Origin of the sequence: uncultured Chitinibacter sp. (assembly GCF_945957625.1) — a bacterium.
Classification (GTDB): Bacteria; Pseudomonadota; Gammaproteobacteria; order Burkholderiales; family Chitinibacteraceae; genus Chitinibacter; species Chitinibacter tainanensis.
The window spans coordinates 85,869-101,687 of sequence record NZ_CAMFLP010000007.1 but is presented as its reverse complement, the minus strand read 5'-3'; the positions used below and the strand labels follow the sequence as shown (position 1 = coordinate 101,687).

Annotated in this window: 11 protein-coding genes and 1 pseudogene; 5 read left to right on the top strand and 7 right to left on the bottom strand. The window is 54.4% G+C overall.

The genetic code is table 11. The features are described 5' to 3' along the window. Window positions 1-24: 24 nt before the first annotated feature. Complete coding sequence (locus QV747_RS09975) at window positions 25-621, bottom strand: 6-carboxytetrahydropterin synthase (protein WP_273429816.1); 597 nt, start codon at window positions 619-621, stop codon at window positions 25-27. 639 nt (window positions 622-1,260) lie between these two features. Between QV747_RS09975 and QV747_RS16645 the strand changes: the two are divergent. Next, a pseudogene (locus QV747_RS16645) lies at window positions 1,261-1,488 on the top strand (carbohydrate-binding protein); the annotation flags it as partial. Here QV747_RS16645 and QV747_RS16640 read toward each other — a convergent pair. Further along, window positions 1,452-1,613 (bottom strand): hypothetical protein, encoded by a 162-nt coding sequence (locus QV747_RS16640; protein ID WP_373317290.1) that lies wholly within the window; start codon window positions 1,611-1,613, stop codon window positions 1,452-1,454. The pseudogene QV747_RS16645 and the gene QV747_RS16640 sit on opposite strands and share 37 nt — an antisense overlap. Here QV747_RS16640 and QV747_RS09970 point away from each other — a divergent pair. The 3 genes from QV747_RS09970 to QV747_RS09960 all read left to right on the top strand — a co-directional run bounded on the left by QV747_RS09970 (window position 1,591) and on the right by QV747_RS09960 (window position 10,073). Beyond that, window positions 1,591-4,236 carry a glycosyl hydrolase family 18 protein gene (locus tag QV747_RS09970; RefSeq protein ID WP_374758360.1) on the top strand — a complete coding sequence of 882 codons (2,646 nt, stop codon included), beginning with the start codon at window positions 1,591-1,593 and terminating at the stop codon, window positions 4,234-4,236. The genes QV747_RS16640 and QV747_RS09970 overlap by 23 nt on opposite strands. A 674-nt stretch (window positions 4,237-4,910) precedes the next feature. Next, entirely contained in the window at window positions 4,911-6,899 is a 1,989-nt protein-coding gene (locus tag QV747_RS09965; RefSeq protein ID WP_028450009.1) for a glycosyl hydrolase family 18 protein, read from the top strand. Window positions 6,900-7,031: 132 nt separating this feature from the next. After that, a complete protein-coding gene (locus QV747_RS09960; protein ID WP_273429819.1) occupies window positions 7,032-10,073 on the top strand; it encodes a glycosyl hydrolase family 18 protein in 3,042 nt (1,013 codons plus the stop codon). Window positions 10,074-10,148: 75 nt separating this feature from the next. On the opposite strand, the gene QV747_RS09955 is transcribed toward QV747_RS09960, so the two are convergent. The 5 genes from QV747_RS09955 to phoB form a co-directional block, all read right to left on the bottom strand. Beyond that, window positions 10,149-10,958 (bottom strand): hypothetical protein, encoded by an 810-nt coding sequence (locus tag QV747_RS09955; RefSeq protein ID WP_273429820.1) that lies wholly within the window; start codon window positions 10,956-10,958, stop codon window positions 10,149-10,151. Window positions 10,959-11,019: 61 nt separating this feature from the next. Continuing rightward, window positions 11,020-11,646 (bottom strand): ParA family protein, encoded by a 627-nt coding sequence (locus tag QV747_RS09950; RefSeq protein WP_047392631.1) that lies wholly within the window; start codon window positions 11,644-11,646, stop codon window positions 11,020-11,022. A gap of 249 nt (window positions 11,647-11,895) precedes the next feature. After that, window positions 11,896-12,975, bottom strand: a complete 1,080-nt coding sequence (gene tal, locus QV747_RS09945; RefSeq protein WP_273429822.1) for a transaldolase — start codon at window positions 12,973-12,975, stop codon at window positions 11,896-11,898. 219 nt (window positions 12,976-13,194) lie between these two features. Next, window positions 13,195-14,481 carry a phosphate regulon sensor histidine kinase PhoR gene (gene phoR / locus QV747_RS09940; protein ID WP_051258928.1) on the bottom strand — a complete coding sequence of 429 codons (1,287 nt, stop codon included), beginning with the start codon at window positions 14,479-14,481 and terminating at the stop codon, window positions 13,195-13,197. A 71-nt stretch (window positions 14,482-14,552) separates the two neighbouring features. Beyond that, entirely contained in the window at window positions 14,553-15,239 is a 687-nt protein-coding gene (gene phoB, locus QV747_RS09935) for a phosphate regulon transcriptional regulator PhoB (RefSeq protein ID WP_028450005.1), read from the bottom strand. 190 nt (window positions 15,240-15,429) lie between these two features. Between phoB and QV747_RS09930 the strand changes: the two genes are divergently transcribed. Beyond that, window positions 15,430-15,807, top strand: a complete 378-nt coding sequence (locus QV747_RS09930; protein ID WP_047392793.1) for a gamma-butyrobetaine hydroxylase-like domain-containing protein — start codon at window positions 15,430-15,432, stop codon at window positions 15,805-15,807. Window positions 15,808-15,819 lie beyond the last annotated feature (12 nt).

Genomic DNA, 15,819 nt, shown 5'->3' with positions numbered 1-15,819 from the left:
ACGGCTATACCCCTGGGTTTGGTCTTAGGCGTCAACTTGCCGTGGCACGGCTGGATTATAAAACTGCTGTTGGCTGAGCAGTTTCTGGTACATGGCGGGGTCTTTCCATTCGGCCTGACATTGGGGCGAAAAGATGATGTCTTCAAGCCGAATGGTGCCCATGCGCGGGTTGTAGGCATCATCGCGGAAGGCTTGCGCGTAGCCGGTATCGGTTTCATGCGCAATGATCGAATGCAGGCGCACATCGGCTTCACCATTGGCCATAATCGTTTGTGCCAGAATCTGGTCGATGATCACGAAAAACAGTCGCGCAAACTGTTCGGCCGAAGGGGATACCGGCATCGCAATCCAGCGCGCCGAGAAGGTCTGGCACAGGCGGATGTACTCGGCATCATCTTTATCCCAAAAGCACACTGCATGGTCGAACGCATCGATCACATCACGGATCGTGCCCTTCATTAAGCCAAAATCGTAAACCATCTGCCCGTGATCCAGTGCGCTGGCTTCCAGTAGCACTTCAACCTTATAGCTGTGGCCGTGAATGGAAGAGCGGCAACGCTCGGATGAGCAGTTGCGCACAATATGTGCATTTTCAAATTTAAATAGTTTACGAATCAACATTTTAACGCGCCCAAACGGTGAGGCATGGTTTTATCAGATGGCGCCCGACGCCACAAGGGGCGATTTTACCAAGCCACCGCGTTTAATGCTTGTTTCCTTGCAGGGATAAGCCGCTGGGCGTCATAGCCTAATACCAGTCCGTGGCACCTACTTACAAAAACGATTAGAAATTCAGGGGAAAGCAAAAAAGAAATCATGGTGTAAGTATTTGCGTGGGCGAGGTGGAATTCACTTTTTTGAAACACTCCGGCAGGAAAAAAAGTGAAGGCAATTTGTCTGTGAAACTACTCACAGGCGCAATGAAAAGTTACATCAGCAAGCGCTAATGGTGTGGCGCGCTATTTTTATGCTGCAAAAAAAATCAATAAAAACAATAATATTTTGATTAAATTGTGCGGCGCACAACTCTATATTGCGGTTTTTATGTAGTTTCATGTAGTCCACAAAAAAAAGCTTCAGTGGCCTAACTCACAGGCCCAAATCGGGGTGTTGACAAGGTTTTTCTCGGCACGTTAAAACAGTCTCACTGGTTAAGCTCAGCCCTCAAAGCGAGCTGGCTAGCGGTAAAAATCACCAGATACTTACAATACGGTGACAAGCAGGCAGTTGGTGGGCAAGACCACTTATCCACTAGTGCCAATGCCATTTATAAAATCGGAGGAGACATTAATGTCCCGTTTTAATCGTCTTGCACTTGCTGCCCTGCCAGCTGCAATGTTCGTGGCCTACAGCTATGCCGCACCATTGTGGCAAGAAGGCAATACGTACAATGCTGGCACAGTCGTTACTTATAAAGGCGTGGACTACTCTGCGCTGGTGACCCATACCGCTTATGTCGGTGCTGGCTGGACCCCTGATACCACCCCAACACTGTGGAAAGCAGTGGGTGCTTCAACTAACCCAACTGCCGCGCCTAGCGCCGCACCAACCACTGCGCCGACTACAGCGCCTACCGCTGCTCCAACCGCAGTGCCTAGCGCAGCGCCAACCACCGCACCGACTGCTGCGCCAGCGGGTTGTGGCAATGTGGCGGCTTGGAATTCAGCGACCGCCTACACTGGCGGTGCTGTAGTTTCGTATAACGGCCGTAAATTCTCGGCGAAATGGTGGACTCAAGGCCAGACGCCTTCTTCTACTGATCAGTGGGGCCCATGGAAAGATGAAGGCGCTTGTAGCGGCGCTACGGCTACCCCAGTGGTAACCGCATCACCAACTCCAGTTGTGACTGCGTCGCCAACGCCAGTCGTGACCGCAAGCCCAACGCCAGTAGTAACTGCATCGCCAACGCCAGTGGTTACCGCATCTCCAACTCCGGTTGTGACTGCTCGCCCAACCCCAGTGGTAACGGCTTCACCAACACCTACGCCAGTGGTTACTGCAACCCCAACACCTGTGGGTTCGCCATCGCCAACGCCAGTGGTTACTCCAACACCAACACCTTCAGTGACGCCACCCGCTGGCAGCCAAGACCAGTGTCGTCCAGTGGGTCTGGTTTCTGAAGTTGCAAACGTTCCATATTGTACTGTTTACGATACCAACGGCCGCGAGAAGCTCGCCAATGGTATGAAACGCCGCAGCATCGGTTACTTCACCAGCTGGCGTAACGGCGCGAACGGTCAGCCTGCTTATCTGGCTGCCGATGTGCCTTGGAACGACATCACTCACGTGAACTACGCTTTTGCGCACATCGACCAGAACTGGAAAGTTTCTGTAGGTACCGATGGCCCAACTAATGCCGCAACTGGCATGTCTTGGGATGACAAAGGTCCGAAATACGCGCTGGATCCATCACTGCCATTCAAAGGCCACTTCAACATGCTGAACAAGCATGCAGATGCCAAAGGCGTGAAACTGCTGCTGTCGGTTGGCGGCTGGGCTGAAACTGGCGGTTACTTCGATGATTCAGGCAAACGCATCGCCAGCGGTGGTTTCTATTCACTGACCGTGGATGAAGCAACGGGTGCTGTTCGCCAAGATCGTATCAATACCTTCGCTAAATCTGCGGCTGAATTCGTGACCAAATATGGTCTGGATGGTATCGATATCGACTACGAATACCCAACTTCAATGTCGGATGCGGGTAGCCCAGATGACTGGAAGATTGCCAATAAGCATCGTGGCAAACTGTGGGACGGCTACATGGCGCTGATGAAAACGCTGCGTCTGGAGCTGGACAAAGCCGCTGCGGCCCAAGGCAAGTACTACATGCTGACGATCGCTTCACCATCTTCAGGCTACCTGCTGCGTGGCTTCGAAGGCTTCCAGGCACTGAAATACCTGGATTACGTGAACATCATGAGCTACGACTTGCACGGTGCTTGGAACCACTTCGTGGGTCACAACGCCGCACTGTACGATACTGGTAAAGATAGCGAGATCGCTGATGCCAAGATCTACGACACTGCAGGCGATGGTAAGTACTACAACGCTCAGGGTTACCTGAACATTGACTGGTCATACAAATACTTCCGCACTGCTTTGGCAGGTGGTCGTGTGAATATCGGTCTGCCTTACTACACACGTGGCTGGCAAAATGTAACTGGCGGCACCAACGGTCTGTGGGGTACTGCAGCGGTTGCTGATCAGAAGACTTGCTACAACGGTACTGGTGGCAACCTGGGTCCTGATGCATTGAGCCCGAAAGCCGGTGCGCCATGCGGCTTCGGTGCACAAGGTATCGACAACCTGTGGTTTGACGTGGATGCCAACGGCAAAGAAATGTTTGCCGGTGCCAACCCACTGTGGCACGCCAATAACCTGCGTGATGGCTTGCCAACACCATACGTTGGTATCTATGGCCACGACCTGAACAAACCAGAATCGAAAGTTCGCGGTACGTATATCGAGAACTACGATGACATCGCTCAGTCTTCATGGCTGTGGAACCCAACTACGAAAGTGTTCCTGTCGACCGAAAATGAGAAATCGTTCAAGGCTAAAGTACAGTACGCGATCGACCAAGGTGCCGGCGGTATCATGTTCTGGGAGCTGGCAGGTGACTACAGCAAACCATCAGAAAACGGTCTGGGTTACTACTACTTCGGTAGCACGCTGACTTCTCTGGCTGGCCAGATGCTGAAAAACGCCACACCGTACGGCGTACAGCCAGGCGATGAGAAGTTTGTTCAGCCAGCTGAGCAACTGGATGTTGATGTTGACCTCGTAGGTTTCCTGCCAAAAGGTGAAGACAACTACCCAATCCAGATTGGTCTGAAGCTGAAAAACAACTCGAATGTTGATCTGACTGGTGCGAAAGTGGCTTTTGATGTGGCGCCTTCGACTCCGCTGACTTCTTCAACGGTTGAGTTCCTGAAACCTTTCGCACCTCCAGCAGGTAAAGGGATCGAGAACCTGGTTGATATCTACAGCGGCGGTACTTGGTCAGCAACTGTCGCTTCAAACAAAGTAGGTAACGTCGGTGGTCTGCCAAATGCCTTCCATCGTCCAGCCTACCAACTGAAGCAAGGTACTGTGGGTACTACATGGGGCGTGACTGACTTCGGCCCAGGTAAAACCATCACCATCGGTATGCGTCTCTTCATGCCAATGCCAGTACCAACCAACTTCACTCTGACGCTGCCTAACGGCAAAGTCTACGGTATCAAGCGCAAGTAATTCGCGCCCAATCCGCAAAACGCCACGGCTTGCCGTGGCGTTTTTTTATTTGGGCGGTGCAAATTGCGCGATAAATGGCTGAGATTTTGGTCAACTGAGCAATACCAGTTGCTGACTTTGTGGCGAAGTAGAAGTTTTAAATCGGCTTGATTCGTAAGTTTTATGTTGTTGACGGTTTTGTTTTTTATTTGTCAATGTTGGGTAAGTATTGCAGGCGTGTGCTATGTCACAGTTGCAGCCAAAATAAGCCACTCCAAGAAAAAAATTAGGTAGTGAATGGGTGTAAAACTACATCACGTTATTAAAAAAGCTACATCAACGAGTGCTAATGTTGCGATGCACATCGCATTTTGCAGTGGTTTTACGCTATTTTTTCGTTATTGATCGAGGTTTGTTGTGCGGCGCAATAATTCTTTTGTCATGTAGTTGGTAGTTTTTTTACAGAGTTTTTTTTGCTGTTGGAAAAAGACCACTTTTTAGATCACAGGGGGTGTTGACAAGGTTTTTGCTTTGGAGATTAATAGAGTCCAACACCGGTCAGCGAAGAATGCGCGGTGAAAAGAGCAGGTGCAGATCGATATATGCTTTCAATAATCTGACTGCACGGCGGATCTGGTTAGTACCAGTTGCATTGCGCGAGTAATGCCAAAAAACACACGAGGATGGAGACCCTTATGTCGCACTTTAATCGTTTTGCTGTAGCTGCTATTCCTGCTGCACTGATGGCCGTGGCCAGCTTCTCTTACGCTGCTGATGCGTGGAAAGAAGGTTCGACCTATAACGCAGGCACTGTTGTTTCATATGCCGGTAACGACTACCAAGCTCTGGTGACTCACACTGCCTACGTGGGCGCTAACTGGAACCCTGCTTCAACCCCAACACTGTGGAAACTGGTTGCTACTGGTTCTGCTACGCCAGCGCCAACCGCGACGCCAGTAACAACGGCTAAGCCAACCACGGCCCCAACAACTGCGCCAACCACCGCACCGACAACTGCTCCAACTACCGCGCCAACTACTGGCCCAGTAGCAGGTTGTGGCTCTGTAGCGGCCTGGAATTCAACTGCTGCTTATAGCGGCGGCGCAGTAGTGGCCTACAACGGCGGCAAATACTCAGCTAAATGGTGGACACAAGGTCAGGCGCCTTCTGCAACTGATCAGTGGGGCCCATGGAAATACGAAGGCGAGTGCGGCCCAGCTGTCACTGCGACGCCAACTGTAGCGCCAACACCAACCCCAGTTGGCATGACCCCAGCACCAACCGTAGCGCCAACTCCAACTGCAGTTCCAACTGCAGCGCCAACTCCAGTAGCTACCTTGGCTCCAGGTCAAGAAGTGCCTCCACCTGCGCAAGCGCAAGTCGGCTCTTACTTCACTCAGTGGGGCGTGTATGGTCGTGACTACCAAGTTGCCGACATCATCTCTAGCGGTGCAGCTCAGCAACTGACCTTCATCAACTACGCTTTCGGTAACATCTACCAGAAAAATGGTGGTTACGAGTGCGGTATCGTGAACAAACTGGAACCAGGTGCAACTGATGCAAATGCACCAGGCGCCGGTACTGGTGGCGATGCTTGGGCCGACTTTGGTCTGACTGCGAAACGTCGTGTTGATCCAGCTGATCAAATCAAGTGGGACGACAAACTGGCCGGTAACTTCCGTGAGTTCCAGGCTTATAAGAAAAAATTCCCAGACACCAAACTGTTCATCTCTCTGGGTGGCTGGACTTGGTCGAAATGGTTCTCTGCTGCATCGAAAACCGACGCGCTGCGTAAACAGCTGGTTAAATCGTGTATCGACATCTACATCAAAGGTAACTTGCCAGTGGTGGATGGCCGTGGTGGCGCAGGTTCAGCTGCGAACATCTTCGATGGTATCGATATCGACTGGGAATTCCCAGGTGTTCAAGGCGTGGGTTACAACACTGTAGCGCCTGAAGACAAACAAAACTTCACCCTGTTGCTGGCTGAATTCCGCAAACAACTGGATGAACTGGCTGCCGCTAACCAGAAGAAATACTACCTGACCGTTGCTATCGGTGTAGGTCGTGACAAGATCGAAATGACTGAGCCACGCGAGTATGCACGTTACCTCGACTGGATCAACATGATGACTTACGACTACAACGGCGGCTGGAACGCACAAGGCCCGACTGACTTCCAGTCTCACCTGTTCGCTGATCCAAGCAACCCACAGTACAAGTGCTCTGGCAAACCAGCCGACAAGTGCTACGGTGACCGCAGCCTGGTGTCTTACTACAACACCGATGACGCAGTGAACCTGCTGATCCAAGCTGGCGTGAATCCGAAGAAACTGGTGGTTGGTATTCCTAAGTACGGTCGTGGCTGGACTGGTGTGACCAATGTGAACAACGGTCTGTACCAGAAAGCGACTGACGCAGCACGCGGTACCTACGAGAAAGGCATCGAAGACTTCAAAGTACTGAAAAACGCTGCGGGTACTGTGTATGTACACCCAGTAACTAAACAGTCTTACAAGTTCGACGGTTCTACTTTCTGGTCGTACGATACACCTGAAGTGATCCAAACTAAGATCGACTACGCCAAAGCCAAAGGGCTGAACGGTGGTGTGTTCAGCTGGTCACTGGATGGTGACGACAGCGCAGCAACACTGTCGAAAGCCATGGGTAAAGCCCGTCAGTAATCTGGCACCAAGAACCCCCTCGCAAGAGGGGGTTTTTTTATATCTGCTCGTTAGAAGCAGAGAAGAGCTAGCGAAGCCAAAGATGCGCGCAGCCGGGGATTTTCCCCACCAAAAACATATGGAGAAGATGAAATGTTGCACACAACCTCGCGCAAGTCGTTTGCGCTCAAGGCGCTGCCAGCAGCAATGCTGCTGGCAGCCGGCCTGGCTTCGGCCACCGATGTCGCCCCGTATTATGAAATGTGGTACGCGGGCAATAATCTCTCGCTAACTCAAGCGCGCCAGCAGCTGGGGCTCAATTCTGTGACCTTAGCGTTTACCATTGCCAATGGTAATAGCTGCGCAATCAGCAATGACGGGTCGGGTACAGATATACTCAATGGGGGTATGAAAGCCGACATCGCCACCTTCCGCCAAGCGGGCGGGCGCGTGATTGCGTCGTTTGGTGGTGCTGCCGGCACGTATCTGGAAGCAGTTTGCTCGGTGGATGCCATGGTCAATCTGATCGACGGCATGATCACCACGCATGGGATTAAGGCGCTGGATTTTGATGTGGAAGGCGGCTCACTCAGCAACGCCACCTACAACAGCACTCGCTCGGCCGCAATCAAGCAGTTGCAAGCCAAATATCCCGATTTGTACGTGTCATTCACCTTGCCGGTGATGCCAACAGGCCTCACTACCGAAGGCGTGAACGCGGTGAAATCGGCCATTAACGCTGGCGTACGCGTGGATATGGTCAATGTGATGGCGATGGATTATGGTTCATCCGCCTCAGCCGGCAAGAAAATGGGTGATTTGGCCGTACAGGCCGCGCAAAGTACCTTTAACCAGATCAAGCCGCTGTTCCCCGGTCTCACGGATGCCCAAATCTGGGCCAAAGTGGGCGTGACGCCCATGCTGGGCGTGAATGATGTGCAATCGGAAGTCTTTGGGCTGGCCGATGCCCAGATCCTTACCGATTTTGCCAAGCAAAAAGGCCTGGGGCTGATCGCGTGGTGGTCATTCCATCGCGATAACAGCAGCAACGGGGCCAGCAAAGCCAATTTTGAATTCTGGAATATCTTCAAAAACGCGCAGGGTGGTGTGGTTGTTCCTACGCCAACTCCGAGCGTAACCCCGACGGCAACACCGGTGGTGACACCTGTTGTGACCGCAACCCCCAAACCTACCGTCACCCCAACGCCAACTCCGGGTGGGGTAGCCGCCTGGGATAAGAGCACGATTTATACCGGTGGCCAGCGTGTGGTCTACAACGGCGTGGTGTATGAAGCGCAGTGGTGGACGCAGGGCGAAGTGCCCGGTGCCGCGCAGTGGGGCCCGTGGAAAGTGGTGAGCGGTAGCACGCCGGTGCCAAGCAGCGCACCAACCGTCGCGCCAACAACTGCACCGACGATTGCTCCAACCGCAACGCCAACAGCACGTCCGAGCACACCGACCCCAACTCCAGTCGTGACCGCGACTCCGGTGCCGGGCAATAGCTGCGCAGTTTGGGCTGAAGGTAGTACGTATAAGGCTGGAGACGTTGTCAGCTATAGCGGCCAGAGCTATACCGCCCTGTCGGCCCACACAGCTTATGTCGGCGCCGGCTGGACGCCATCGACAACGCCGACCTTGTGGAAAGTAGGTGGCGCGTGTGGTACTGCAACTCCAGCACCTACCGCCACACCAACGGCTACGCCAGTCGTAACCCCGGTCGTAACGCCGGCAGTCCCCACCGCAACCCCAGTCGTTACCCCGGGTGGCACAACGCCAACGCCGACCAGCCCTGCCGTTACCAATACGCCAGCGCCAACCGTACCGGGTGGCGCGGTTCCCGCGCCAAGCGAGAAGCAAGTTGGTTCTTACTTTGCCCAGTGGGGCGTGTATGGTCGTAGCTTTGAGGTGGTGGATTTTGTGAACAACGGCTCCGCCGCACAAATGACCTTCCTGAACTACGCTTTCGGCAATATCTATCAGAAAAACGGCGGCTACGAATGTGCAGCCGGGATCGATAAGCTGGAGCAAGGCGCCACCAACCCGAATGCACCCGATGCGGGTACGGGGGGCGATGCCTGGGCCGATTATGGCCGCCCACCGGCTCGGCAAGTAAACCCTGCCAACGCCATCACTTGGGAAACGCCGCTGGCTGGGAATTTCCACGAGCTCAAAGACCTGAAAGCGAAATTCCCGAACCTGAAAGTGTTTATCTCGCTCGGGGGCTGGACTTGGTCGAAATGGTTCTCGGCGGCGGCGAAAACCGATGCGCTACGCAAACAATTGGTCGCTTCGTGTCTGGATATCTATATCAAGGGCAATCTGCCTTCGTATAGCGGCCGCGGTGGGTCGGGCTCGCTAGCGGGCGTGTTTGACGGGATTGATGTGGATTGGGAATTCCCAGGCGTTGTCGGTCAGCCCTACAACACCGTTTCGGCGGAAGATAAGCAAAACTTCACCCTGCTGATGGCCGAGTTCCGCGCGCAACTGAATGCGCTGAGCGCCGCCAATGGCAACAAGAAGTACTATCTGACCGCGGCGATGTCGGCGGGTAAAGACAAGATCGAGATGACTGAGCCAGCCAAGTACAGCCAGTATCTGGATTGGATTAACCTGATGACCTACGACTTCCATGGCGGCTGGGAATACACCAGCACCACCTATATGGATAGCGCGTATGAAAATCATGCCAATCCAAATGCCAAGACCGACTTCCACTCGAATCTGTACGCTGATCCGAAGAGCCCGAATTATCTTGATCCGGTAACCGGGCAACGGGGTGTGGCTTCGTATTACACCATCGATGATGCGGTGACCAATCTGACCGCGGCAGGCTTCCCGGCCAATAAGATTGTGCTCGGGGTGCCATTCTATGGCCGTGGCTGGACTGGGGTGCCAAACGTGAATAATGGTCTGTACCAAACCGCTACGCAACCGGCGCGCGGAACTTGGGAAGGCGGCATTGAAGACTTCAAAGTGCTGAAGAACGCCGCGGGTACGATTTATACCCACGATGTGACCAAGCAATCTTGGAAGTTTGATGGCTCAACCTTCTGGTCTTACGATACGCCGGAAGTGATCCAAACCAAGATCAACTACAGCAAGGCCAAAGGGCTGGCCGGGATGTTTAGCTGGTCGCTGGATGGCGATGACAGTGGCGCGACACTGATGAAGGCAATGAGCAAAGTGAAGCAATAAGCGTCACCTTGTTCAGCCTTAAAGTGAAAGCCCGGCGCGAGCCGGGCTTTTTTTATGGCGCATGGCCTAGGCATTTTAAGGGGCCAATGGCCCGGGCGCATCCAGGCAACGATAGGCATGCAGCGTGGCCGCCGCGCCTTGCAACGAAATCACATCGCGGCCCCAGGGCTTACGCTGCTTGGGCAGGTGGCGCAGCCAGGCCAAAGTGTTGGCGCTGCGGGTCACTAGCTGCTGCACGGTGGGATCATCTTGGCGCAAATAGCGCGCCAATAGCTGCGCCTGTTCGGCGGGCCCTGCTCTAAGCAGATAACTGGTGGAATGCAGATAAAACAGCCAATCGCGGCTTTGCGCTTCGGCAAGGCTCAATACACTGAGCGGATCATCTTCAAAATCAATGAAATGCACCTGACCGGCGTGGAAAATAATATTCCGGGCAAAGGCCTGGCTTAAGGCTTGTCCGCAGCGGTGAGTGGCCAGAATCGCATTCAGGCCCGCCAGCCACACTTTGCGCTGATCGGCGGGCTGATGTGCGAGCAAATGATCAATTGAGGTCTTGCCCACATTGCGCATCACTAGATAGCCGGGCTGTGCGGCCAATAATTCGGGCACCAAGACGCCGGCTGCATGCAGGGTTTGTAGTCGCCGGGCTTCAATCGCCTGCCCAGCGGCGCCACCTGGGGCGGGCACTGCGCACAGCAAGGGCTGGCGCAGGCTGCGGGCGAGTAGATTGAGTAATGAATACGCCAGTGGGCGGTTGCGGCCTTCTTGGCGTTTTACAATCACGGCCTCGCCGGCCAGCTCTAGCGCTAGCACGCGACCGTGCTGTTGCGCGAGGGCGCGCTCGAGTTCGGTCTGTTGTTGCGGGCTAAGAAGGGTGAAATGCATGGCGGCCTCAAAGTGAAGCCGGCGATTGTACGCCGAAATGCCGCCGGCTGGCTGTAGCGGATTACCGCTGCAGCACCCACTGAATCAGCGGCCGCCATTCTTGGACGTCGCGCTGATTTTTGCTCGCGGGCAGATCAAACAAGGTCATGCCGCGCTGGATGGTTAGATTATAGAGCTGCGTATCGCGGATGGTGGCGATCAGCGGAATCTCGAATTGGCGCAAAAACTCGGCCAGCTGTTGCGTCGCATTGCTACGCGGATTCACGCGCATGGCGACGGCGGCCACTTGGACTTCTTCGCGGCGCACGGCCTTGGTTTCGGCCAGCTCCGCCAGAAAATCCTGGCAGGCCCATAAATCAAAGGCAGAAGGCAAAATCGGGATAATGACTCGGTCGACGACTTTCAGGGCTTTTTTGAGTTTGCTGCCGCCAAAGCAGGCGGGGCTATCCAGCACCGCCACTTGACTGCCTTTGGGCGGGCGGGCGATTTGGTCGCTGCCGATTTCCCAGCGCTCGATACGGGGTAGATTGCTAGGGCGGCGATCCAGCCAGCGCTGGCTGGAGTGCTGGCGATCCAGATCGCCCAGCATCACCTTGGTTTCTTGCCACGAGAACCAGCTGGCCAGATGGGTGGAGAGGGTCGACTTGCCACTCCCGCCTTTGGGGTTGGCAATCAAGATCTTACGCATATTCAATCACCAAGTAACAGGGGAAACATTATGGCAGGTAATGTCAGCTTTATTGTTACATTTTTGTTAAATTATTACAAAATTAGGAAGCTTTAATGAAGGTTGGGCTGGGTGTGGTGGAAAAGCTGCGTTTTATGTCGATGGGTATGTTGTCGTGTGGTTTGTTTGTCAATGGTTTGATTGAGATACCCTGGTGGGGTAATAAAAAACCCGCCTGCAGGCGGGTTTTTTGCTGAAAAACTAGACCGCTTACTTGGTCAGTTCCATCAGTTTGGCAAAGGCTTCGTCAAACTGCTTCAGGCCTTCAACCTGCAGCTGCTCGCCGGCCAGATTGTAGTTAATGCCCAGCTCGCGTACTTTCACCAGTGTTTGTACGGCAGCATCAATGCCGGTATCCAGCGTGTTTGCGGCTACGCCGTGGTCACGGAACAGCGCCAGGGTGGCATCGGGTACGGTGTTCACTGTTTCTGGGCCGATCAGGTCCTCTACGTACATCACATCGCGGTAGGCTTTGTTTTTCGTGCCGGTAGAAGCCCACAGCAGGCGTTGTGGGTTAGCGCCTTTGGCTTTCAGCGCGGCAAAACGGTTGCCGTGGAACAGCGCTTTGTAATGCTGGTAAGCCACTTTCACGAATGATTTAGCCACGGTGCCACGCAGAGCCAGCGCATCGGCAGTGCCAATGGCTTCCAGTTGTGGGTCGATCAGGCTATCCACGCGTGACAGGAATACTGAAGCCACGGCTTGCACTTTATCGATTGGCAGGCCAGCGGCCGCGCGCGCTTCCAGACCGCGGATGTAGGCGGTCAGTACGTTATCAACGTGTTTCAGGTTGAACATCAGGGTGATGTTCACGTTGATGCCAGAAGCGATCAGCTCTTCGAAGGCCACAACGCCAGCATCAGTGGCTGGCACTTTGATCATGGCGTTCGGGCGATTGATTTCGGCCCACAGGCGTTTGGCGTTGTCGATGGTGCCTTGCGCGTCGTTCGCCAGTGTTGGTGATACTTCCAGGCTCACGTAGCCATCTTGGCCATTGGTGGCGTCGTACATGGCGCGAGTCAGATCGCAAGTGGCTTGAATGTCCGGTACAACCAGCGCTTCGTAGCGTTGTTCGGCGGTCAGGTCCTGTTTTTTCAGTTCAGCCAGATCACCGGTATACAGCGGATCAGAAGAGATTGATTTGTAGAAAATCGCAGGGTTGGAGGTAACGCCGGCGATGTCGTCTTCGGCGATCAGCCGAGCCAGCTCGCCAGAGGCCAGAAGGCCGCGCGACAGGTTGTCCAGCCAGATGCGTTGGCCGAAAGGTTTGATTGCTGCGATTCTGCTCATGGTAAAAACCTCATTAGTATTGAACTGATGCAAACAGGGTGGAACGTCGTTGCAAAGGACATGGGGCATTATCACTGCAAAACAAGCCTGATGCCTTTGCGCAGGCGCAAAAAAACCGTGATTGCTGCAATGTACGGATAGTTGTCCGGCAGGGCAAGTGCTGGCCTTGGCTTGATCCACGTTGACGGCAACAAAAAGCCCGCACAAGGCGGGCTCGGTTTATTCGATGATGCGGGTGGCGGGAAACTTCACCGCAAATTCACTGCCTTTGCCAGGCTCGGAGGTGATGCACAGCTGCGCCTGATGGCGGTGCAGAATGTGCTTCACAATCGCCAGCCCTAGGCCGGTGCCGCCGGTATTGCGTGAGCGGCCGCGATCAACGCGATAAAAGCGCTCGGTCAGGCGGGGAATATGCTCGGGAGCGATGCCGATCCCGGTGTCACGGCAGGTAAAGCACAGCATATCGTCGCGCCGCTCCCAGCCGATGGTGATCTTGCCGCCCGCCGGAGTGTAGCGAATGGCATTGGAGACCAGATTGCCCAGTGCCGAATGCAGCTCGTCGTTATTGCCGATCAGGCGGGCGCGTTCCAGCTTGCCGATTTCGACCGTATGCCGGCCTTGCGAGAGGCCCATGCCTTCGGTGCGCAGCAATTGCATAAGCTGCGGAATATCGACTTCCTCTTCGCGCACTTGCGCGCCGCTTTCCAGTTTGGATAGCGTGAGCAAATCGTCCACCAGTCGCTGCATGCGCTGGGTTTGTTCGTACATCAGCTGCAAATGCGTGTCGCGGGTTTGCGCGTCTGACGCAGGCATATCGATCATTGTTTCGATAAAACCACCCACTACCGTCAGCGGGGTGCGCAGTTCGTGCGAGACATTGGCCACGAAATCGCGATGCACGGTTTGCACGCGCTCGAGCTGGGTAATATCACGGCTGAGTAGCAGTTTGCGCGTTGAATCAAACGGCACCATCTGCGCCGAAAGCGTTTGCTCGGTGGGGCGGGTAGTGCGAATCACGATCGGGTGGCTAAAGTCTTCCTGCTTGAGGTATTCACGCAAGCTAGGGTGACGTAGCAAGTGTGTAATCGGTTGGCCGGTATCGGTTTTACGATTCAGCGCCAAATGATCGCAGGAAGCCGGATTGCACCATTCGATGCGATCGTACTCGTCCAGAATCACCACGCCATCGGGCAGCGCTTCGGCGGCCGATAGAAAACGATCCAGCGTATTAGCCAGCCGCTCTTTGGCTTTTTTCTGCTTGCGCACTTCGGTGTAAAACTGATCGAAGACTTCTTGCCAGAGCAAAAAGCTGCTGGGCACATTATCGACTTGCGGGTTTTGCAGCCAGTGATACAAGCGGTGCAAATTAAAAATATGAAATAGGCAGGTGAGTGAGACGACCACCAAGGCAAAGGTCAGCCCCCACTCCCGTCCGGCAATCCCACCGATAAACAGCGCGATCAAGGTCACGGACAAATAAAAAACGATGGAGCGGAGCCAGAGCATTCGGTGCCTTTGAGAGCGGGCGTCAGGTCAGGGTAATGCAGTGCATTACCCTGAGGAACTGCGGATTGTACTTAATTGACAGACAGGCGGTAGCCTGAACCACGAACGGTTTGAATCAGATGATCGTGGCCAGTTCCCTCTAATGAGGAACGCAGGCGACGAATGTGCACATCAACGGTGCGCTCTTCCACGAATACATGGTCGCCCCACACCTGGTCGAGCAGGTGAGCGCGGGTATGTACGCGTTCAGGGTGGGTCATAAAGAAGTGCAGCAGGCGAAATTCGGTAGGGCCCAGATCCAGCGCCTTGCCATTGCCCGAGACGCGGTGAGTGACCGGATCAAGGCGCAGGCCTTGGATTTCTACCGGATCATCAGTGGCTTGTGGCGCACGGCGGCGCAGCACGGCTTTGATGCGTGCTTGCAGTTCACGTGGGCTGAAGGGTTTGGTGATGTAATCATCGGCGCCGGTTTCCAGCCCCGCGATTTTGTCTTGCTCGTCCGAGCGGGCCGTCAGCATAATCAACGGAATGCCACGGGTACGTTCATCGGCGCGCAATTTACGTGCGAAGTCGATGCCGGACATGCCAGGCAACATCCAGTCGAGCAGAATCAGATCGGGCAGGGCATTGCGCACAATGCTCTGCGCGCTTTCGACCGAGTCGGCACGCATGATGTGATGACCGGCTTGGGTCAAGTTAAAGGCAATCAACTCCTGGATTGCTGGTTCGTCCTCGACCAGCAGAATGTTTGCGGCCATGGCAGCTCCTCGCGCGATAAGTTCAATTCAGATTGGTTGCGAGAATAAGGCTTTAGTGTGAACTTAATATTACAAGTCTGCAAACTCATGGCATAAATTTCACGGGGTGAAAGCAACGTCACTTCGCTGGCGGCTACAAGGGCGGCGCGGTATCATGGAGGCTATTCAAATCAACCCTTTTGAGCTGGATATGGCCGGTTTGCACGCCAACACCCCGCAGCCCACCGAACTGACGCTGCATCAAGCTTCCCGAGTACTGGAAATCGCCTTCGATGATGGCGCGCGGTTTAGACTGCCGTGCGAGTACTTGCGGGTATTTAGCCCCTCGGCCGAAGTGCGCGGGCATGGGGTGGGCAATGAAGTGCTGCAAGTCGGCAAAAAGCACGTCAATATCCGCGCGATTGAACCGGTGGGCCATTACGCGGCCAAACTGGTGTTTGATGATGGCCATGATAGCGGCCTATTTAGCTGGCAATATTTATACGAACTGGGCGCCCAGCAGGACGCCAACTGGCAACAATACCTGAGCGATCTCGCCGCCGCCGGCGCATCGCGTGAACCGCTGTAAGCAGCAAGGGCA